The sequence below is a fragment of the Lysobacter sp. FW306-1B-D06B genome, assembly GCF_038446665.1.
Taxonomy (GTDB): Bacteria; Pseudomonadota; Gammaproteobacteria; order Xanthomonadales; family Xanthomonadaceae; genus Lysobacter_J.
Map to the genome: position 1 here is coordinate 853334 of NZ_CP151802.1, position 20193 is coordinate 873526.

Below are 20193 nucleotides of genomic sequence, written 5' to 3' on the forward strand. Positions count from 1 at the left end.
TCTTCCTTCTCCCCTCGCGGGAGAAGGTGCCGCGAAGCGCCCTCACCCCAACCCCTCTCCCGCACGCGGGAGAGGGTCCAACGCGCAAGCTCACGCAGGCCGATACGGCAACCGCAGCACGACGTCGACGCCACCGTCGTCCGTCGCGCGCGTGGCCAGCTCGCCGCCGTGCCCCGTCGCGATCGCACTGGCGATCAGCAGCCGCAGGCCCAGGCCGTCGCCGGCCGGTGCGGGCTGCGGCTCGGTGAACAACGTGTCCACGTTGCTCGACGCACGCAGCGCCGCACTCAGCGGCCCGGCCAACCAAACGCCGCCGTCGTCCAGGCGCACCGTCACCGTGCCCTTGGTTGCGTTCGCGACGCCCGCTTCCAGTGGCGTGTCCAGCGGCGTCGACACCAGCCAGAAGAATGTGGAAAGCAGGTTCGCCAGGCGCGAGGCATCGCCTTCCAGGCAGACGTTGTCGGCGCCGTCCTCGTAGCTGACCTCCACCGCGTTGGCGCCGATGCCGCGGCTGGCTTCGATGATCAGCGCCAGGTCGATCGGCCCGCTGCGCGTGAGCAGGCGGCCCTGGTCGGAACGCACCCAGTCGCCGATCTCGTCGATCATGCCGGTGAGCCGGCGAATCTGCCGGTCCACCAGCTCGAACAGTTCGTCGCGCTCGGGCCCGTCGGCCGAACCGTGCCGCAGCAGGAACAGGGCGGACTGGATCGGTGACAGCGGGCCGCGCAGGTCGTGCGCCCACTTGCTCATCCAGTGTGGGCTGGTGCCGTTCATTGCGGTGTGTCCTCAGCGAGCGGACGCAATCCCTTGCTGCAGATGTCCATGATGGCCTGGATGTCCGGCGGCTTGACCAGGTGATGGTCGAAGCCCGCCTGCAGCGTGCGCTGCCTGTCTTCCGGCTGGCCCCAGCCGGTGACGGCGACGATCACCAGCGTGGCGCCGTGCGCGTCGCGCAATGCGCGCGCCACGTCGTAACCACTGCGCCCGGGCATGCCGACGTCGAGGAAGACGATCTCCGGTACGAAGCCCGCCACTTCGGCTTCCACCGTCTGCGGGTCGTATACCGCGCGCGTGTCGTGGCCGAGCAGGCGCACCATCATCGCCAGCGTGTCGGCGGCGTCGCGGTTGTCGTCCACCACCAGCACGCGACGCGGCGCCGAAGCGATGCCGCGCGTGGCCGGCAGCGCAGGCGCCACCACTTCGGTCACGCCCGCCTGCGGCAAGTGCACCCGGAACGTCGAGCCGTGACCTGGGCCTTCGCTTTGCACTTCCACGCGGCCGCCGTGCATCTCGGTCAGGCGCTGCACCAGCGTCAGGCCGATGCCGAGGCCGCCGCGCGAGCGTTCCACCGTGGTGTCCACCTGGCGGAACATCTCGAACACGGTTTCCATCTGCTCCGCCGTCAGGCCGATGCCGGTGTCGCGCACCCAGACCTGCACTTCCGCGTCGCAGAGCTGTGCGCCCAGTTCGATGCGGCCGTCGGGATCGGAGTACTTCGCCGCGTTGTTGAGCAGGTTCGCGAACACCTGGGCCAGACGCGCATGGTCCGCATCCAGCGGCACCGGCGCCTCGGGCAATTGCAGGTGCAGGCTGTGGCCGCCCTGGTCGATGAGCGGGCGCGCGGTATCGACGGCGGCGGCGATCACGTCCTGCAGCACGGTCGTTCCGCGCCGCAGCGTGAGCTTGCCGCGCGTGATGCGGGCGATGTCGAGCAGGTCCTCGATCATGCGCACCAGCAGCGACAGCTGACGCTCCATCATCGTCAGCAGCGGGTCGTGGTCGTCCGGCGCGCGCAGGCGTCGCACGGCGAGCGCGTTCTGCAACGGCGCCAGCGGATTGCGCAGTTCGTGCGCCAGCGTGGCGAGGAACTCGTCCTTGCGCTGATCGGCCTCGCGCAACTGGCGCTCGGCGCGCGTGCGTTCCTTGTTCTCGGCCAGCAGTTCGCGGTTGCGCAGCGCCAGCTCCGTGTTGGCGACGCGCAGCGAGGCGTTCAGGCGTTCCAGCTCGCGCGCCTTCTCCAGCTCCAGCTCGCGGTGCTTGTTCTCCAGGCTGGCGTTGAGCACCTGCAGCTCGCGCCGCTTGCGGTACAACTCGGCCAGCACCGAGACCTTGGTGCGCATGATCTCCGGGATCACCGGCACCATGACGTAGTCCACCGCGCCGAGCTTGTAGCCGCGCAGGCGGTCCAGGTCGCTCAGGTTCACGGCGGTGACGAAGATGATCGGCGTGTTCTCGAAGCGCGGATGCTGGTGGATCAGCGTCGCCGTTTCGAAGCCGTCCATCACCGGCATGTTCACGTCGAGCAGGATGACCGCGTACTCGTCCTCCATCAGCAGCTTCAGCGCTTCCATGCCCGAACGCGCGTCCACCAGCTCTTCGCCCAGCGGCTCCAGGATGGTGCGATAGGTCAACAGGCGCCCGGGCTGGTCGTCGACCAGCAGGATCTTGACCGGTGCGGCCGCCGTGGCGGCCGCGGCATCGTTCAGCGTTGCAGCCATTGACGCAGGACTCCGAGCAGCTGGTCGGTGACGACCGGCTTGGCCAGGTAGTCGGAGGCACCGGCCTCCAGGCACTTTTCACGATCGCCCTTCATGGCCTTGGCGGTGAGCGCGACGATGGGCAGCGTGCGGCGATCGCCGCGCGTGCGGATCTCGCGCATCGTGTCGTAGCCGTCCATGCCGGGCATCATGATGTCCATCAGCACCAGGTCGAGCTCGGGCATGTCGCCGACCTTGGTGATCGCGTCGCGGCCGTTGCCGGCGGTGTGCACGTGCATGCCGTGGCGCTCGAGCACGCTGGACAGCGCGAAGATGTTGCGCACGTCGTCGTCCACCACCAGCACGTTCTTGCCGCGCAGGCCGTCGTCGGATTCGTGCAGGCTGCGCACCATGCGCTGCTTGGCCGCGGGCAGGTCGCCGATCACGCGGTGCAGGAACAACGCCGTCTCGTCGAGCAGGCGCTCGGGCGATTCCACGCCCTTGAGCACCACGCTGCGCGCCACGCGGCGCAGGCGATCGCTCTCGTCCGCGCTGAGGTCCTTGCCGGTGAACACCACGATCGGAACGCGCTTCAATGCATTGTCCGCATGGATCCGGTCGAGCAGGTCGAAGCCGCTCATGTCGGGAAGGCGCAGGTCGAGCACCGCGCAGTCGTACTTGCCGTCGCGCAGCGCCGCCAGCGCTTCCTCGCCGGAACCGACGGTGTCGATCACGATGTCGTCGTGGCGCAGCAGCTCGACGATGCTCATCTGCTCGTTGGCATCGTCCTCCACCACCAGCAGGCGCTTCACGCGCGGCGTGGCGTATTCCTTGATGCGCTCAAGCGCCTCGCCGATGGTTTCCGAGGTGGACGGCTTGGCGAGGTAGGAGAACGCGCCGCGCTCGATGCTGTGGTGGCGGCTCTCCTCCACCGTGACGATCTGCACCGGGATGTGCCGCGTCGCCGCGTCCTGCTTCAGTCGCGCCAGCACTGTCCAGCCGAGCATGTCCGGCAGGAAGATGTCGAGCGTGATGGCGGTGGGGCGGTATTCGCGCACCAGTCGCAGCGCTTCGTCGCCGCGATTGGCGTGCAGCACCTGGAAGCCGCGCGAGCGCGCCAGGTCGCGCAGCACGGAGGCGTAGTGCGTGTCGTCCTCGACGATCAGCAAGGTCGGCACTTCCGCCATCAGCACGTCGCGGTCGTCGTCGATCCGCTCGGCCGCGGGTGCATCCACGCCGGCCACGTGTTCGGCCGGCACCGGCACTTCCACGCGCACGCGGCTGGACATGCGCGTGGCATCGCGCGCGGCATCGCGGGCGTCGCCGCTGCCGACGTAGTTGAGCGGCAGGTACAGCGTGAACGTGCTGCCTTCGCCTTCCACGCTGTGCAGCTTGAGCTCGCCGCCGAGCAGGCCCGCGATCTCGCGGCTGATCGCCAGCCCCAGGCCCGTGCCACCGTACTTGCGCGCAGTGCCTGCGTCGGCCTGCTGGAAGGCCTCGAACACGATGCGCTGCTTGTCCGGCGAGATGCCGATGCCGGTGTCGGTGACCTCGATGGCGACCACCACCGGCGCACGCGACAGCACCGGGTGCTCGTCGTTCCAGCCGCGCGTGACCGGACGCGCGCTCAGTCGCACGCTGCCGTGCTCGGTGAACTTGAACGCATTCGACAGCAGGTTCTTGAGGATCTGCTGCAGGCGCTTGGGGTCCGAACGCAGCGTCGGTCCCAGTTCCTTGGCCATCTCCACGACGAAATCGAGCTTGCGCCGCTCGGCCTCGTGGCGGAATCCGCGCTCCAGGTTCTCGCGCAGGTGCGCGAAGCTAATGGCTTCGATGTCGATGGTCACCGTGCCGGATTCGATCTTCGACAGGTCCAGGATGTCGCTGATCAGGTGCAGCAGGTCGGTGCCGGCGGCGTGGATGGTGCGGCCGAACTCGACCTGGCGCTCGCTCAGGTTGTCTTCCGGATTCTCCGCCAGCTGCTGGCTCAGGATCAGGATGCTGTTGAGCGGTGTACGCAGCTCGTGCGACATGTTGGCCAGGAACTCGGACTTGTAGCGCGAGGTCTGCGCCAGCTCGGCCGCCTTCTCTTCCAGCGCGCGACGGGCATGCTCGATCTGCAGGTTCTTCTGCTCCACCTCGGACTTCTGCGCGGCCAGCAGCGAGGCCTTGAGCGCGATTTCCTCGTTGGTCTGCTGCAACTCGTTCTGCTGCGTCTGCAGTTCACCGGCCAGCTGCTGCGACTGCGACAGCAGGCGCTCGGTGCGCATCGTCGCTTCGATCGTGTTGAGCACGATGCCGATGCTGCCGGAGAGCTGTTCGAGGAACGCGCGCTGGGAAGGCGTGAACTCGTGCAGCGTCGCCAGTTCGATCACCGCCTTCACCTGGTCCTCGAACAGCACCGGCAGCACGATCACGCTGCGCGGCGTGGCTTCGATCAGACCCGACTGGATGCGCACGCGCTGCGCGTCGTCGTCGATGCCGTGGATGTCCTCCAGCAGGATCAGGCGCGCCTCGGCGGCGCATTGGCCGATCAGGCCTTCGCCGAACGCGAGTGTGCGACTGACCGCGGGCGAGGTGTCGGCGTAACCGGCCAGCTGGCGCAGACGCGGCGATTCGCCATCGCCTTCTTCGACGATGTACATCAGGCCCTGTTGTGCGTCGACCAGCGGCGCCAGTTCCGACAACAGCATCTGCCCGAGCGTGAGCAGGTCGCGCTGGCCCTGCATCATCGAGGAGAACTTGGCGAGGTTGGTCTTCAGCCAGTCCTGCTCGCGGTTCGACTCGGTCGTCGCGCGCAGGTTGGCGATCATCGCGTTGATGTTGTCCTTCAGGTCCGACACTTCGCCGCGCACGTCCACCTGGATCGAACGCGTGAGGTCGCCCTGCGTCACCGCGGTCGCCACTTCGGCGATCGCGCGCACCTGGTTGGTCAGGTTCGCGGCGAGCTGGTTCACGTTGGCGGTGAGGTCCTTCCAGATGCCGGCCGTGCCCGGCACCTTGGCTTGGCCGCCCAGACGGCCTTCCACGCCGACCTCGCGCGCGACCGTGGTCACCTGGTCGGCGAAGATCGCCAGCGTGTTGGTCATGTTGTTGATGGTGTCGGCTAGTTCGGCGACTTCGCCCTTGGCCTCCACCGTCAGCTTGCGGTGCAGGTCGCCGTTCGCCACCGCCGTCACCACCGCCGCGATGCCGCGCACCTGCGTGGTGAGGTTGGACGCCATCGAGTTGACGTTGTCGGTGAGGTCCTTCCACGTACCGGCCACGCCGGGCACGCGCGCCTGGCCGCCGAGCTTGCCTTCGGTGCCGACTTCGCGCGCCACGCGCGTGACTTCCGCGGCGAAGCCGTTGAGCTGGTCCACCATCGTGTTGAGCGTTTCCTTCAGCTGAAGGATTTCGCCCTCCGCGCCGACCGCGATCTTGCGCGACAAGTCGCCCTTCGCCACGGACGTCGCCACTTCGGCGATGTTGCGCACCTGCGTGGTGAGGTTGGACGCCATCGAGTTGACGTTGTCGGTGAGGTCCTTCCACGCGCCGGTCACGCCCGGCACCTGCGCCTGGCCGCCGAGCTTGCCTTCGGTGCCGACTTCGCGCGCCACGCGCGTGACTTCCGCGGCGAAGCCGTTGAGCTGGTCCACCATCGTGTTGATGGTTTCCTTCAGCTGGAGGATTTCGCCCTTCACGTCCACCGCGATCTTGCGCGAGAGGTCGCCCTTCGCCACCGCTGTCGTCACTTCGGCGATGTTGCGCACCTGCGCGGTGAGGTTGGACGCCATCGAGTTGACGTTGTCGGTGAGGTCCTTCCACGTGCCTGCGACGCCCGGCACCTGCGCCTGGCCGCCGAGCTTGCCTTCGGTGCCCACTTCGCGCGCCACACGCGTGACTTCCGCGGCGAAGCCGTTGAGCTGGTCCACCATCGTGTTGATGGTTTCCTTCAGCTGGAGGATTTCGCCCTTCACGTCCACGGTGATCTTGCGCGAGAGGTCGCCCTTCGCCACGGCGGTGGTCACCTCGGCGATGTTTCGCACCTGCGAGGTGAGGTTGGAGGCCATCGCGTTGACCGAGTCGGTCAGGTCCTTCCACGTACCGGCGACGCCCGGCACGACGGCCTGGCCGCCCAGTCGGCCTTCGGTGCCCACTTCGCGCGCCACGCGCGTGACTTCCGAGGAGAAGCCGTTGAGCTGGTCCACCATCGTGTTGATGGTGTCCTTCAGTTCCAGGATTTCGCCGCGCACGTCCACGGTGATCTTGCGCGAGAGGTCGCCCTTCGCCACCGCCGTGGTCACTTCGGCGATGTTGCGCACCTGCAGCGTCAGGTTCGACGCCATCGAGTTCACGTGGTCCGTGAGGTCCTTCCACGTGCCGGCGACGTCGGGTACCTGCGCCTGACCGCCGAGCTTGCCTTCGGTGCCCACTTCGCGCGCCACGCGCGTGACTTCGGAGGAGAAGCCGTTGAGCTGGTCGACCATCGTGTTGATGGTGTTCTTCAGCTCCAGCATTTCGCCGCGCACGTCCACGGTGATCTTGCGCGAGAGATCGCCCTTCGCCACGGCAGTCGTCACCTCGGCGATGTTGCGCACCTGCGAGGTGAGGTTGGACGCCATCGCGTTGACGGAGTCGGTCAGATCCTTCCATGTGCCGGCCACGCCGGGCACGATCGCCTGGCCGCCCAGTCGCCCTTCGGTACCGACTTCGCGCGCCACGCGCGTCACTTCCGAAGCGAAGCCGCGCAGCTGGTCCACCATCGTGTTGATGGCTTCCTTCAGCTGCTGGATTTCGCCGCGCACGTCCACGGTGATCTTGCGCGAGAGGTCGCCGTTGGCGACCGCGATGGTCACGTCGGCGATGTTGCGCACCTGCGCGGTCAGGTTGGAGGCCATCTGGTTGACCGAGTCGGTCAGGTCCTTCCACACGCCCGACACGCCTTTCACCTTCGCCTGGCCGCCGAGCTTGCCTTCGGTGCCCACCTCGCGGGCCACGCGCGTGACCTCGGAGCTGAACTCGCCCATCTGCTCGATCATGCGGTTGACGATGTTCGCCGAGCGCAGGAATTCGCCCTTCAGCGGGCGGCCGTCGGCCTCCAGCGGCACGGTGCGGGTGAGGTCGCCCTTGGCGACGCCGGCCATCGCCTCGCCCATCGCCTCGACCGGGCGGACCAGGTCGTCGATCAGCGCGTTGACCGATTCCTCCATGCCCGACCACTGACCTTCGCGGTTGGCCGGGTTGATGCGCTGGCGCGTCTGGCCTTCGCGGCCGACGGCTTCGCCCACGCGAGCCAGCTCGGCGGCGAGGCGACGGTTATGGCTGACGATCTCGTTGAGGATCTGCGCGAGCTGGCCTTCCTGTCCTTGCCAGTTGAGCGGCAGGCGCACGGAGAAGTCGCCGGCGCGCACGGCGTCCATGGCTTCGATGATGATGTCCAGCGGCTCGCGCGGGGCCTCGGCCCCTGCACGCCGCTTCGCTGCCGTTGCTACGGCTTTCGCAGGCGATGGCGTCGCCTTGCGCGCCGATTGCGAACGGCGCGACTTGGTTTCCGTGCTCACCCGACATCCCCCATGCCCTGCGGCGTCTTTCGGAAAATCGCCCGAGCTTATCGCAGCGGCGATGACGGAATGTTCACGTTCGTTGGCGGTTCCCGTCGTCGCCGGGGGCTGCGATGGGCGGACTTTGACGGCCTCGCACGCGGCTTTCGAGCACGGCGTAGCCGGCCATCGCCAGCAGCAGCGGCCCCAGGTAGTAGCAGGCGCGGTAGGCCAGCAACGCGGCCAGCATCTGGGGTTGCGGAACCTCGTGGCCGAGCAGCGCGATGAAGACCGCCTCCAGCACGCCGATGCCCGCCGGGATGTGGGCGATGGCCGCCGCCACGGCCGCGACCAGCAGCGCGCCGAGCACCGCCGTGTAGGTCACGCCCGCCGGCATCAGCACGAACAGCAGTGCCGCCATCAGCGCCCAGTTGGTCGCCGCCAGTCCCAGCTGCAACAGCGCCAGCGGCACCGAAGGGAGGCGGAAGTGATGACCGCGCACGTGGAAAACGCGCCCGTGCGTGAGGTGGCAGGCGATGAGGTAGGCCGCCACGGTCACGAGCATCGCGGCGCCGAGCCACGGCAGGTTGGCGCCGCTCACCGGCCAGTGCGGCGGCGGCCGCACGCGTCCGGATGCGAACAGCGCGCCGGCCAGCAGCAGGTAGCCGACCCAGTTCGTGCTGACGGTAAAGGCGACGATGCGGCTGATCGTCCCCAGCGCCAGCCCCGCGTGCGAGTACAGCCGGTAGCGGAACCCCGCGCCGCCGACGAGCGCGCCGACGTTGAGGCTGAAGGCGTAGGCGACGGTGGAGATCGCCATCACCCGCGGCACCGGCAACGCGTGGTGCGCGTAGCGCCGCGCGGCCACGTCGTAGCACGCGTACAGCAGGTAGCTGGCGAGGGTGATCGCGACGGCGAGTGCGAGCGTGCTCGGCGCATACGCCGCCAGCGTCGCGCCCACCTGCGCCCAGTCGACCGAGCGCGCGTAGCGCAGCAGCAGGAACGCCACCAGCGCCAGGAAGACGAACAGGGCGATGCGTCGCACCCGACGCCAGCGCCGGCGCGAGGTGCTCATGCGGGCGGTTCCGTGCCTTGTGGCGACGCGTCCTCGGGCGGAGTCACGAGCTTCGTGCGCGGCGTGTGCGCCGGCAGCCAGCCGGCCCAGCTCGGAAAGCGGCGCAACACATGGAACAGCAACGGACGCGTCAGCGGCTGCCAGAAGCGCCCGCGCGGCACGCCGGCCGGATCCACCGCGCGGCAATGCCGGTCGATCAGTGCCTGCAGGCGGCCGTGGAGTTCGCGCGCGAAGTCGGCATCGCGGATGAAGACATTGGCTTCCAGGTTGAGCGACAGGCTCAACGGATCCAGGTTGCTCGATCCCACGGTGCACCATTCCTCGTCGATCACCGCGACCTTGCCGTGGAACGGCCGTTCGCAGTACTCGAAGATGCATACCCCGGCGTCGACCAGGTGCCGGTACAAGGCGCGCGCCGCCATCAGCGCCAGCGGCGTGTCCGGCTCGCCCTGGAAGATCAGGCGCACCTTCACGCCGCGCCGCGCGGCGTCGCGCAGGTCGCGCAGGAAGCCGTAGCCGGGGAAGAAGTAGGCATTGGCGATGACGATCTCGCGCCGCGCCTCGCGGAAGGCCTGCCGGTACGCCCATTCGATGCTGCGCGAGCGCCGCCCGTTGTCGCGCGGCAGGAAGCACACGTCCGCGCTGCCGGCGGCTTGGCGCGCGTCGGCGGCGCCATCGGGCTGCCAGCGCTCGCCGGTGCCGCGCGTGACCATCGCCTGGCGCAGGAACGACACCATGTCGGCCACCACCGGCCCTTCGACCTCCACCGCATAGTCCTGCTTCGCGGTCGGCCCGAAATCGGCCAGGTGGTCGGCCGAGTAGTTGATCCCGCCGACGAACCCGATCGTCTCGTCCACCACCACCAGTTTGCGGTGCATGCGGCGGAAGACGTTCATGCGGATGCCGAACAGCGTCGGCTGGCGGTCGTACATGCGCAGTTCGACACCGGCGGAGGTGAGCGCCTGCACGAAGTCCTCGGACAGGTCGGGCGAGCCGAAGGCATCGACGAGGAAGTGCACGCGCACACCGCGTTGCGCCGCCGCGACCAGGCGGTCCTTGAGTTGCAGCCCGACCTTGTCCTCGAACCAGATGAAGGTTTCCAGCAGCACTTCGCGCTGCGCTGCATCGATCGCCTCGAACACGCGCGCGAAGTAGTCCTCGCCGTTCTCCAGCAGGCGCACGCGATGGCCGCGGCGCCAGCACGAATCGATGCCCCGCGACCACCTCACAGGTCGATCCTCGCCAGCAGAGGTACGTGGTCGGACAGGTGCGACCACGGTTGCGTGGACAGCACCTGCGCTTGTGCGACGCGTGCGTTGCGCAGGTAGATGCGGTCCACCGGCAGGGTCGGCCAGCGCGACGGGAAGGTCCGCGCCAGTCGGCCGCGCGTGTGTTCGAAAGCTTCCACCAGCCCGCAGCGACGCAGCAGCGCATGGCCGCGAACGCGCCAGTCGTTGAAATCGCCGGCGACGACGAGCGGGGCGTCGGCGGGAATCTCGTCGGCGACGATGCCGCACAGCAGGCCGATCTGCTTCTGCCGATGCGACTCGCGCAGGCCCAGATGCACGCACACGGTGTGGACCTCGGGGCCTTCGGGCGCCCGCACGATCGCGTGCAGCAGGCCGCGCTGCTCGTGGCCCTGCACGGAGACGTCGCGGTTCTCGAACGAGGCGATGGGGAATTTCGACATCAGCGCGTTGCCGTGGTGGCCGTGCGGATACACCGCATTGCGGCCGTACGCGAACTGCGTCCAGAGGGTGTCGGCCAGGAATTCGTACTGCGGTCCTGCGGGCCACGCGGCGTGGCGCCGTGCGTGATGCGCGTGTTCACCGAGCACCTCCTGCAGGAACACCATGTCGGCGGACACGGCCCGGATCGCCTCGCGCAGTTCGGGCAGCACGAAGCGCCGGCCGAGCAGGTTGAACCCCATGTGCATGTTGAGGGTGAGGACGTTGATCGAGGCCATGCAGTACCGCGACGTGGGACAGGCCGGCATTGTGCCGACGGCTACCGCGATGCCGCGTGAGGAGCGGCCGTGACGTGCGCGTGTTCGGCGCGCCTCAGCGCCAGCGTGGGACGCCCGTAACGCCGTGCTCGTGCAGGAGCGCCCGCAGCGTGGCGGGGCCTTCGAATCGGCGTGCGTGGATTCCCAGCGCGCCCGCCGCCGCGACATTGCGCGAGGAGTCGTCGACGAACAGCGCCTCGTGGGCGGCCACGCCCGCCAGGGCGAGTGCGGCGTGGAAGATCGCCGCGTCGGGCTTGGCCGTGCCGAGCGCGCTCGAGTTGGCGACGCCGTGGAAGAAGGGGGTGAGGCCCAATGCGGCCAGATCCTGCGGGAGGCGTGAGGTCGCATTGGTGACCAGCACGACGCGAAGCCGGGTGCGCACGGAGTCGAGTATCGAGCGGACCTCTTCGTCGATACGGCCCGGCGGCTGCGACCAGCGGCGCATCGCCTGCGCGACATCGGCGTCGGGGAAACGTGCGATGAGGTCGGCGGCGATGCCCTCGCGCCATGCGCTGTCGTCAACGCGCCCGGTGATCGCAGGGACCAGGCGGGGCGCGGCAAACGCGGCTGCGCGGATCGCACCGTGCGGCAGCCGGGAGTCGCGTTCGATCACGGCATCGTCCTGCGGCCAATGACGCAGCACGCCGTCGAAGTCGATCAGCAGGGCGGAGCAGTCGGGCATCGGAACCGGGATGGAGGAGAAGGGGCAGGATAAGCGCGGCGCATCGGCGCATGGCCTGTCCGCTCGATCTGGAGCTGCCGCGCGCAATCAGCCGCTGGGCGACGTCGCTACTGCGCCGGCGTCGATTACAGGCCGCGGGCCAGGGCGAGGGTGATCTCGGCTGCGGGCACGGCACGACAGCCGCTGGTGTTCTGGCCGGCCCACAGCGGAGAGAAATCCCCTCGTCCTTGCGCCTCTGCTTTGGACCGCAGGGGTGTCACCGCCGCCGCGGCCAGTGGGAACGCGGGTGCGTCCTCGCGCAGGGGGCCGATCTCGCGCATCAACCGGTTGTAGATGCCGCGCGCGGGGCGACCGGTGAAGACGTTGGTGAGTGCGGTGGCCTCGCCCGCCTGGTCGGTGAGCGCCTGCCGATGCACGGCGCTGGTCGTGGCTTCCGGACACAGCAGGTAGGCCGTGCCGACCTGTACGCCCGCCGCGCCGAGCGCGCGAGCGGCCGAGACGCCGACCGCATCGGCGATACCGCCCGCCGCCAGCACCGGCACGCGCACCGCGCGCACGATCTGCGGCAGCAGCGCGAACGTGCCCGACTGCGCTTGCAGGTCGTCGGAGAGGAAATGGCCGCGGTGCCCGCCCGCCTCCAGCCCCTGCGCGATGATCGCGTCGACGCCGCGGGCTTCCAGCCAGCGTGCTTCGTCCACCGTGGTGGCCGAGGAGAAGATCCGGGCGCCGGTCGCACGCACGCGCGCCAGCAACTCCGGCGCCGGCAGGCCGAAGTGGAAGCTGACCACCGCCGGCGGCCGCTCGGCCAGGACATCGGCCAGTTCATGGCTGAAAGGTGCACGCGCCGGTCCCGCCGGGACCGCATCGGGATCCACGCCGAGTTCGGCGTAGTAAGGCGCGAGCCGCTCGCGCCATGCGCGTTCGCGCGCGGCGTCCTGTGTGGGCGGGGCATGGCAGAAGAAGTTGATGTTCACCGGGCCTGCGGTGCGTTCGCGAATCGTCGCCAGCTCGCGCCGCAACGCCTCCGCGCCGAGGGTGGCGGCGGGCAGGGAACCCAGTCCTCCGGCCTGCGTCACTGCGATCGCCAGCGCGCTGTCCTGCACGCCCGCCATGGGCGCCTGGACGACGGGAACGGAGAGGCCGAGCAGGGTCTGGAGGGTCATGGGGCTAATGTAGGTTGCCGCTTTCGGCGGTTGAATCGGGGAATCGGGCGGTTGTGTGTCCGAAGCCGGCAGCAGGTGCTGTCAGGGTTGCTCCGACGGGGGCTTCTGTTTTTCCTGACAAGCCTTCTGGCGGGGACCGGCTCAAACTGAACAGGCCCCGGCGTCGAGGCCGACGCCCATCCCCTCGGAACTTCCCCTTCCGAATACCCATCGGCTGCTTCCCGGCGCCGGGGCAAGAATCCAGCCCGATCAAGGCGCCAGCAGGGGACCCGGACGGTCCTCGTCCTCGTCGCGATAGCTTTCGCCGGTGAGGGCCATGGCGGCCGCCAGCTGCCGCACCGCCTCGCACTGCACCGCGTCTCCATCGAGCTGCCAGACGGCTTCGAGCCCGTCCGAGCGACTCAGCCGCAGTACGCAGGCGCGGCTGCCCGGGAACGGACCGGTCGCGTCGATCCGCCAGCCCGGCGGCAGGGTCTGGGTGCGTGTATCCATGCGATCACGTTAGCGCGGCGCACGAGAGCCGGGCGTGAGGCGCGCCCATGTTCGCCGGCGTGCATCGAAGGCGGTGCGACCGGCCCGGGCCCGCCCGCTTCGGCACGCGGCCGGACCGTCGCAACGCGGTATGGTGGCGCCCCCGAAAAAATCTCAACGCGACCCGATGCCCGCACCCACCGCCTCACCGGCCCCCGAGCTTGGACACGCCCTCAAGCCGCGACAGCTGATCATGATGGGCCTGGGCAGCGCGATCGGCGCCGGCCTCTTCCTCGGTTCCGGAGTGGGCGTGCAGGCGGCCGGTCCGGCGGTGCTGGTGTCGTACCTGGTCGCCGGTGCGCTGGTGATCATCGTGATGAACGCACTGGGCGAGATGGCCGCCGCCAAGCCGGCCAGTGGCGCCTTCTCGGTGTATGCAGCCGATGCGATGGGCGCGACCGCCGGCGCCACCGTCGGCTGGCTGTGGTGGGCGCAGCTGGTGATCGTGATCGCCGCCGAGTCCGTAGGCGCGGCGGGCCTGCTCGCGACGGTCTGGCCGCAACTGTCGGTGCCGCTGGCCTCGCTGACGTTCATGCTGATGTTCACCGCCATCAACCTGATGGGCGTGAAGAACTTCGGCGAGTTCGAATTCTGGTTCGCGATCCTGAAGGTCGCGGCGATCGTCGCCTTCATCCTCATCGGCGCAGCGCTGGTGTTGGGCCTGCTGCCGGGCGTGGCGTCGCCGGGGCTTTCGAACATCACCGGCCACGGCGGTTTCGCGCCGAAGGGATGGGCCGGCATCGGCACGGCGCTGCTGGTGGTGGTGTTCGCCTTCGGCGGCACGGAGATCGTCGCCGTCGCCGCTGCGGAAACCGCCGATCCTTCGCGCAGCCTGGCGCGTGCGATCCGCACGGTCGCGTGGCGCATCCTGGTGTTCTACATCGGCTCGCTGAGCGTGATCATCGCGGTGGTGCCGTGGACCAGCGAGGCGCTGCGCTCGCCGTTCGCGGCGGTGCTGGAAGCGGCGCGCATTCCGGGCGCGGCGACGGCGATCACGCTGATCGCGGTGATCGCGCTGCTGTCGGCGCTCAACGCCAACCTCTACGGCGCCTCGCGCATGATCTTCTCGCTGGCCCAGCGCAGCGAAGCGCCGCGTTGGCTGGCCCGCTTGAACCGCCGCCAGGTGCCCGTGCTCGCGGTGCTCTCGTGCGTGCTGTTCGGTTTCGTCGCCACCGTGTTCGAGCTGTGGTACCCGAACCGCGTGCTGCCGGTGCTGCTCAACGTCGTCGGTTCGACGTGCCTGCTGGTGTGGACGATCTCACTGCTTTCGCAGCTGATCCTGCGTCGCCGTGCGGATCGCGCCGGTACGCCGCTGCCGTTCCGCATGCGCGGCTTTCCGTGGCTGACGGTCGCCGCGCTGGCGATCCTGGCGTTGATCTTCGCGCTACTGCTGTCGTCGGCCGATACGCGCGCGCAGTTCCTGTCGATGGCGGCGCTCACCGCAGGCATCGCACTGGCGAGTGAACTGGCGCGGCGTTACCGGAAAAAGCGCGCGACGGGGTGAGCCGTCGCGCGCTGCCGTGGCGTGCGCGGGAGGGGTTACGCACGCCACTTTGCCTCGGTGCTCTACTGCATCAGTTCTCGTAGGCGGACTCGCCGTGCGAGGTGATGTCCAGGCCCTCGCGTTCGGATTCCTCCGGCACGCGCAGTCCGACGGTGTACTTCACGATCAGGAACGCGACCAGCGCGACCACGCCGGAAACCACCACCGTCACCAGCACGCCCTGCAACTGGATCCACACCTGCGAGGCGATGCTGTATTCGGGCAGTGCGGTTTCGGTGACGTAATCCCAGATGCCCGCGCCGCCCAGCGAGGGCGAAGCGAAAACGCCGGTGAGCAACGCGCCGAGGATGCCGCCCACGCCGTGCACGCCGAACACGTCCAGCGCATCGTCCGCGCCGAGCAGGCGCTTGAGCCCGTTCACGCCCCACAGGCACACCGCGCCAGCGAGCGCGCCGATGATCAGCGCACCGCACAGACCGACGAAGCCGGCCGCGGGCGTGATCGCCACCAGCCCCGCGACCGCGCCCGACGCCGCACCCAGCATCGACGGCTTGCCCTTGCTGATCCACTCCACCGCCGTCCAGCCCAGCACCGCCGCGGCCGTCGCCAGGAACGTGTTGACGAACGCCTGTGCGGCCACCGCGTTGGCTTCCAGCGCGGAGCCCGCGTTGAAGCCGAACCAGCCCACCCACAGGATCGAGGCGCCCACCATCGTCTGCGTCAGGTTGTGCGGCTTGATCGCCTCACGCCCGTAACCCACGCGCTTGCCGATCACGTATGAGCCGACCAGGCCCGCGATCGCCGCATTGATGTGCACCACGGTGCCGCCCGCGAAGTCGAGCGCGCCCTTCGCGAACAGGAAGCCCGACTGCGCCAGCACGCCCGGCACGGCGTCGTTGTCGGTGAACGCGTCCGGTCCCGGGAAGAACCACACCATGTGGGCCATCGGCGTGTAGGCGAAGGTGAACCACAGCACGGTGAACAGCATCACGCCGGCAAACTTCACCCGTTCGGCGAACGCGCCGATGATCAGCGCACAGGTGATGCACGCGAACGCGCCCTGGAACACGAAGAACACCAGCTCGGGAATGTAGACGCCCTTGGTGAACGTCGCGCCCATCGCGGTGGCGTCCAGTCCCTTCGCGAACACGCGGTCGAAGCCGCCGATGAACGGATTGCCCGCAGTGAAGGCCAGCGAATAGCCGTACAGCGCCCATAGCACCGCCACCAGCGAGAACACGAGCAGGCACTGCATCAGCACCGACAACACGTTCTTGCTGCGCACCAGACCGCCGTAGAACAGCGCGAGCCCGGGCAGGGTCATGAAGATCACCAGTGCCGCGCAGACGAGCAGCCAGGCGACGTCGCCTTTGTTGGCCGTCGGCGCGGCGGCAGCTGCGGTGTCTTGGGCGAGGGCGAGCGCGGGTGTGGCGAGCGCGAAGAGCATGGACAGGCAGGCCGCGAGGCGAGACCCGCGGAACATGTCGACGGCGCGACGGCGGTCGGTTGCCGACATCGCCGCAGTGCCCATCTCGTCATCCCCGCGCACGCGGGGATCCAGTGCCTTGATGCGTGTCACGTCGTGTCTCCCTTCGGATGCATGGATGGGTGGATCGAAGTCGCTGGATTCCCGCGTTCGCGGGAATGACGGATCGGGCGCCGGAAGGGTCGGGAGATGGCTCATGTCGGCCACCTCACAGCGCATCGTCATCGAGCTCGCCGGTGCGAATCCGCACCGTGCGCTCGAGCGGTTGCACGAAGATCTTTCCGTCGCCGACCTTGCCGGTGCGTGCCGCGTTCGCCAGCGCTTCCAGCGCGGCCTCGAGCGTGGCCTCGGCGACGGCGCACTCCACCTTCAGCTTCGGCAGGAAATCGACGACATACTCGGCGCCGCGATAAAGCTCGGTGTGGCCTTTCTGGCGACCGAATCCCTTCACTTCGGTAACGGTGATGCCGGACACGCCGACTTCGGTGAGCGCTTCGCGCACCTCGTCGAGCTTGAACGGCCGGATGATCGCGGTGATCAGTTTCATCTCGCAGCTCCGTGTGGATGGGGCTTCAAAAAAGGGTGGGTCAGAACGTCTTGGTGAGCGTGAGCACCACGGTGTCGTCGCCGAGGTAGTTGTTGTGCACGTTGGTGTAGAGGGCCTCTTCGGCGTCGGTGTCGGTGTAGGCCAGGGCGATGGCGAAGCCGCCTTCGAAGGTCTTGGTCACGCCGAGCTTCCAGTCGACGTACTCGAAGTCTTCGTTGTTCTCGATCCACTGCTTGCCGGCGTGCGCGTTGAGCGTCCAGGTGGGGACGAACTCCCAGTTCACCGCGGCGTCGAGATAGCCCGAGCCGTCCGAGTCGGCGTAGCCGAACAGATCGGTGAGTGCATAGGAGTACTTGGCGGAGAACACGCCGGCGCTGATGCCGAAGTAGAGCTCGCCCGTGTCCGGGCTGTTGAAGCCGGAGGGATAGTCGCCGGGATACCAGTAGTACAGCGCGCCGACGTCAAAGCCGACGGTGTCGTTGAACTTGCCCCGATAGCCGCCGTAGAAGTCGAGCTCGACGCTGTTGGAGATGTCGTTGTCCACGACGGGCGTGTCGGACAGCCAGCTGACGTTGCTGCCCCATGAGCCCACGTAGAAGCCGCTGTCGGCGGCGTATTCAACGCCGGCCTGCAGCGCCGGTTCCTGGTTGTTCTGCGAGATGCCGCGAAAGATGTAGTCGCTGGTCAGTGCGACCGAGCCGGACACGCCGGCGATCGCATCGTTCGGCAGGGCGAACGAAATCGCGCCAGCCAGGACGATGGAGACGAGCGATGCAGCGGTATTGCTTGCATGGATGCGAGACGACATGACGCAGGCTCCTCATAAGCGGTGGCCCCTCCCCGGTCATTGCTTCGTGCTCTTGCCACGCGGGCGTGTGTGGTCGATTCCCGCGTGTTTTCCGGGACGAACTCGCCTTGCGGCGGGCGCGGCCCGTCGTTTTGGTTTCCCTCACTGGTTGTGGTGGTGGTGCGGTGCTGCTGTCGTGGGTGCTACACGGCCCGCGTCATGAAGACGCTGTTCGGATCGTCCTTGTAGTCCGCGAACGGACCGCACGACTGAAAGCCGAAGCGCGCGTACAGGCGTCGCGCCGGCTCGAAGCCCTGCATAGAGCCGGTTTCCAGGCTCAGTTGTCGATAGGTGCGGCGATCGGCCTCGGTGACGATGTGCGCCAGCATCGCGGCCGCCACCCCCTTGCGGCGGTGCCGGGATGCGGTGCGCATCGACTTGATCTCGCCGTGCGTGCCGTCGAGCTGTTTCAACGCGCCGCAGCCGACGAGTTCATCGTCCTGCCATGCCGACCAGAAAGTGATGTCCGGCGTCTTCAGGCCGTCGAGGTCGAGCGCATGGATGCTTTCCGGCGGAGACAGCTGCGCCATGCCCTGCAGGTGCTCCTGCAGCAGCGCGACGACAGCGGGATGATCGAGACCGCCGGTGCGGATCTCCATCGCGAATCTCCTTCGGACCGTGGTGTTGCCAAGGACGGTGTTGCCGAAAGCGGTACTGCCGAACGAACGCGGCCCGGAGCATTCGCCCCGGGCCGCGGCTGGATCAGATCGTGTAGTACATCTGGTACTCGAGCGGGTGCGTCGCGGCGCGGAAGCGCGTGACTTCCTGCATCTTCAGCGCGATGTAGCCGTCGATGAAGTCGTCGGTGAACACGCCGCCGGCCTTGAGGAAGTCGCGATCCTTGTCGAGGGCTTCCAGCGCCTGGTCGAGGCTGTGGCAGACGGTCGGGATGTTCTTCTCTTCTTCCGGCGGCAGGTCGTACAGGTCCTTGTCGCTCGGTGCACCCGGGTCGATCTGGTTCTTGATGCCGTCAAGGCCGGCCATCATCAGCGCGGCGAAAACCAGGTAGCCGGAGTTCATCGGATCCGGGAAACGGATCTCGATGCGGCGCGCCTTCGGATTGGCCACGTACGGAATGCGGCAGGAGGCCGAACGGTTGCGGGCCGAGTAGGCCAGCATCACCGGCGCTTCGTAGCCCGGCACCAGGCGCTTGTACGAGTTCGTCGTCGAGTTGGCGAAGGCGTTGATCGCACGGGCGTGCTTGAAGATGCCGCCGATGTACCACAGCGCCATCTGCGACAGGCCGCCGTAGCCGTCGCCGGAGAACAGGTTCACGCCGCCCTTGGCCAGCGACTGGTGCACGTGCATGCCGCTGCCGTTGTCGCCGACGATCGGCTTGGGCATGAAGGTCGCGGTCTTGCCGTTGCGGTGGGCGACGTTCTTGATGACGTACTTCATCGTCAGCAGCTCGTCGGCCTTCTTCACCAGCGAGTTGAACTTGGTGCCGATCTCGCACTGGCCGGCGTTGGCCACTTCGTGGTGGTGCACTTCCACTTCCATGCCGACCTGTTCCAGCGTCTTGCACATCTCGGCGCGGATGTCGTGCAGCGTGTCCAGCGGCGCGACGGGGAAGTAGCCGCCCTTCACCATCGGACGGTAGCCGGTGTTGCCGCCGTCGTATTCACGGCCGGAATTCCAGTGCGCTTCTTCCGAGTCGATGTGGAAGAAGGTGTGGCCCATGTCGTTGGCGAAGCGGACCGAATCGAAGATGAAGAACTCCGGCTCGGGGCCGAAGAACGCCTGGTCGGCGATGCCGCTGGCCTTGAGATAGGCCTCGGCGCGCTTGGCGACGCCGCGCGGGTCGCGCGAGTAGGCCTGCATGGTGGCCGGGTCGAGGATGTCGCAGGTCAGCACCAGCGTCGGATCGGCGGTGAACGGGTCCAGGAAGGCGGTGCTGGCATCGGGCAGCAGCACCATGTCGGACTCGTTGATGCCCTTCCAGCCGCTGATGGACGAGCCGTCGAACATCTTGCCGTCTTCGAACAGGCTCGGTTCCACGATCGACTTCGGGAAGGTGACGTGGTGCTGCACGCCGCGCATGTCCACGAAGCGCAGGTCGACGAACTCGACCTTATGGTCCTTGATGAGCTTTTCTACGTGTTCGATCGACATGGGGACTCCGGGATTTGAGATTCGGGATTCGGGATTGGAAAAAGCCGGCCGCGCGGGCGGTGACGGGATTACTTACGCATGGGTCGTGCCAACTTCTACGATCGGCTAACACCTTGATTCAACTAGAGCGTGGCTCCGACCGGGCGTCTGTTTGCACCAAATCGATGCAACCGGTGTGACGGTTGCGTCAAGGTGGTGCGTCCATGGCCATCCGGTATGCTGCGCCGTTCCGCGCTCGCCGT

15 protein-coding genes are annotated in these 20193 nt (G+C 68.0%); 1 reads left to right on the top strand and 14 read right to left on the bottom strand.

Annotated elements, in window-relative coordinates; all coding sequences use genetic code 11:
* Nucleotides 1-90 precede the first annotated feature (90 nt).
* The 9 genes from AAFF32_RS03915 to AAFF32_RS03955 form a co-directional block, all read right to left on the bottom strand.
* Entirely contained in the window at nucleotides 91-774 is a 684-nt protein-coding gene (locus tag AAFF32_RS03915) for a HAMP domain-containing sensor histidine kinase (RefSeq protein ID WP_216964782.1), read from the bottom strand.
* Complete coding sequence (locus tag AAFF32_RS03920; protein ID WP_342316548.1) at nucleotides 771-2498, bottom strand: response regulator; 1728 nt, start codon at nucleotides 2496-2498, stop codon at nucleotides 771-773. The genes AAFF32_RS03915 and AAFF32_RS03920 overlap by 4 nt, the downstream gene beginning before the upstream one ends.
* Nucleotides 2483-8020, bottom strand: coding sequence for a HAMP domain-containing protein (locus AAFF32_RS03925; RefSeq protein WP_216964778.1), 5538 nt, complete (start codon nucleotides 8018-8020; stop codon nucleotides 2483-2485). The genes AAFF32_RS03920 and AAFF32_RS03925 overlap by 16 nt, the downstream gene beginning before the upstream one ends.
* A 73-nt stretch (nucleotides 8021-8093) precedes the next feature.
* Nucleotides 8094-9074: a lysylphosphatidylglycerol synthase domain-containing protein gene (locus tag AAFF32_RS03930; RefSeq protein ID WP_342316549.1), complete on the bottom strand. Its 981-nt coding sequence runs from the start codon at nucleotides 9072-9074 to the stop codon at nucleotides 8094-8096.
* Nucleotides 9071-10303, bottom strand: coding sequence for a cardiolipin synthase ClsB (gene clsB, locus AAFF32_RS03935; protein ID WP_342316550.1), 1233 nt, complete (start codon nucleotides 10301-10303; stop codon nucleotides 9071-9073). Before clsB ends, AAFF32_RS03930 begins: the two co-directional genes overlap by 4 nt.
* On the bottom strand, nucleotides 10300-11040 hold the full coding sequence (locus AAFF32_RS03940; protein ID WP_343224057.1) for an endonuclease/exonuclease/phosphatase family protein: 741 nt from the start codon (nucleotides 11038-11040) through the stop codon (nucleotides 10300-10302). Before AAFF32_RS03940 ends, clsB begins: the two co-directional genes overlap by 4 nt.
* 94 nt (nucleotides 11041-11134) lie before the next feature.
* A complete protein-coding gene (locus AAFF32_RS03945; RefSeq protein WP_342316552.1) occupies nucleotides 11135-11761 on the bottom strand; it encodes an HAD-IA family hydrolase in 627 nt (208 codons plus the stop codon).
* Nucleotides 11762-11886: 125 nt separating this feature from the next.
* Nucleotides 11887-12924, bottom strand: coding sequence for a nitronate monooxygenase (locus tag AAFF32_RS03950; protein WP_342316553.1), 1038 nt, complete (start codon nucleotides 12922-12924; stop codon nucleotides 11887-11889).
* A 249-nt stretch (nucleotides 12925-13173) separates the two neighbouring features.
* Nucleotides 13174-13416: a hypothetical protein gene (locus AAFF32_RS03955; RefSeq protein ID WP_216964769.1), complete on the bottom strand. Its 243-nt coding sequence runs from the start codon at nucleotides 13414-13416 to the stop codon at nucleotides 13174-13176.
* A 166-nt stretch (nucleotides 13417-13582) separates the two neighbouring features.
* Here AAFF32_RS03955 and AAFF32_RS03960 point away from each other — a divergent pair, with 166 nt between their 5' ends.
* Nucleotides 13583-14959 carry an amino acid permease gene (locus tag AAFF32_RS03960; RefSeq protein WP_254200760.1) on the top strand — a complete coding sequence of 459 codons (1377 nt, stop codon included), beginning with the start codon at nucleotides 13583-13585 and terminating at the stop codon, nucleotides 14957-14959.
* 70 nt (nucleotides 14960-15029) lie between these two features.
* On the opposite strand, the gene amt is transcribed toward AAFF32_RS03960, so the two are convergent.
* From amt to glnA, 5 genes are all read right to left on the bottom strand, one after another.
* Entirely contained in the window at nucleotides 15030-16406 is a 1377-nt protein-coding gene (gene amt, locus AAFF32_RS03965) for an ammonium transporter (protein WP_216965362.1), read from the bottom strand.
* Between the two features lie 247 nt (nucleotides 16407-16653).
* Nucleotides 16654-16992 carry a P-II family nitrogen regulator gene (locus AAFF32_RS03970; RefSeq protein ID WP_216964765.1) on the bottom strand — a complete coding sequence of 113 codons (339 nt, stop codon included), beginning with the start codon at nucleotides 16990-16992 and terminating at the stop codon, nucleotides 16654-16656.
* A 40-nt stretch (nucleotides 16993-17032) separates the two neighbouring features.
* A complete protein-coding gene (locus AAFF32_RS03975; protein WP_216964763.1) occupies nucleotides 17033-17800 on the bottom strand; it encodes a TorF family putative porin in 768 nt (255 codons plus the stop codon).
* Nucleotides 17801-17982: 182 nt separating this feature from the next.
* Nucleotides 17983-18438: a GNAT family N-acetyltransferase gene (locus AAFF32_RS03980; protein WP_216964761.1), complete on the bottom strand. Its 456-nt coding sequence runs from the start codon at nucleotides 18436-18438 to the stop codon at nucleotides 17983-17985.
* A 103-nt stretch (nucleotides 18439-18541) separates the two neighbouring features.
* Nucleotides 18542-19951, bottom strand: a complete 1410-nt coding sequence (gene glnA / locus AAFF32_RS03985) for a type I glutamate--ammonia ligase (RefSeq protein WP_216964758.1) — start codon at nucleotides 19949-19951, stop codon at nucleotides 18542-18544.
* Nucleotides 19952-20193: the final 242 nt, after the last annotated feature.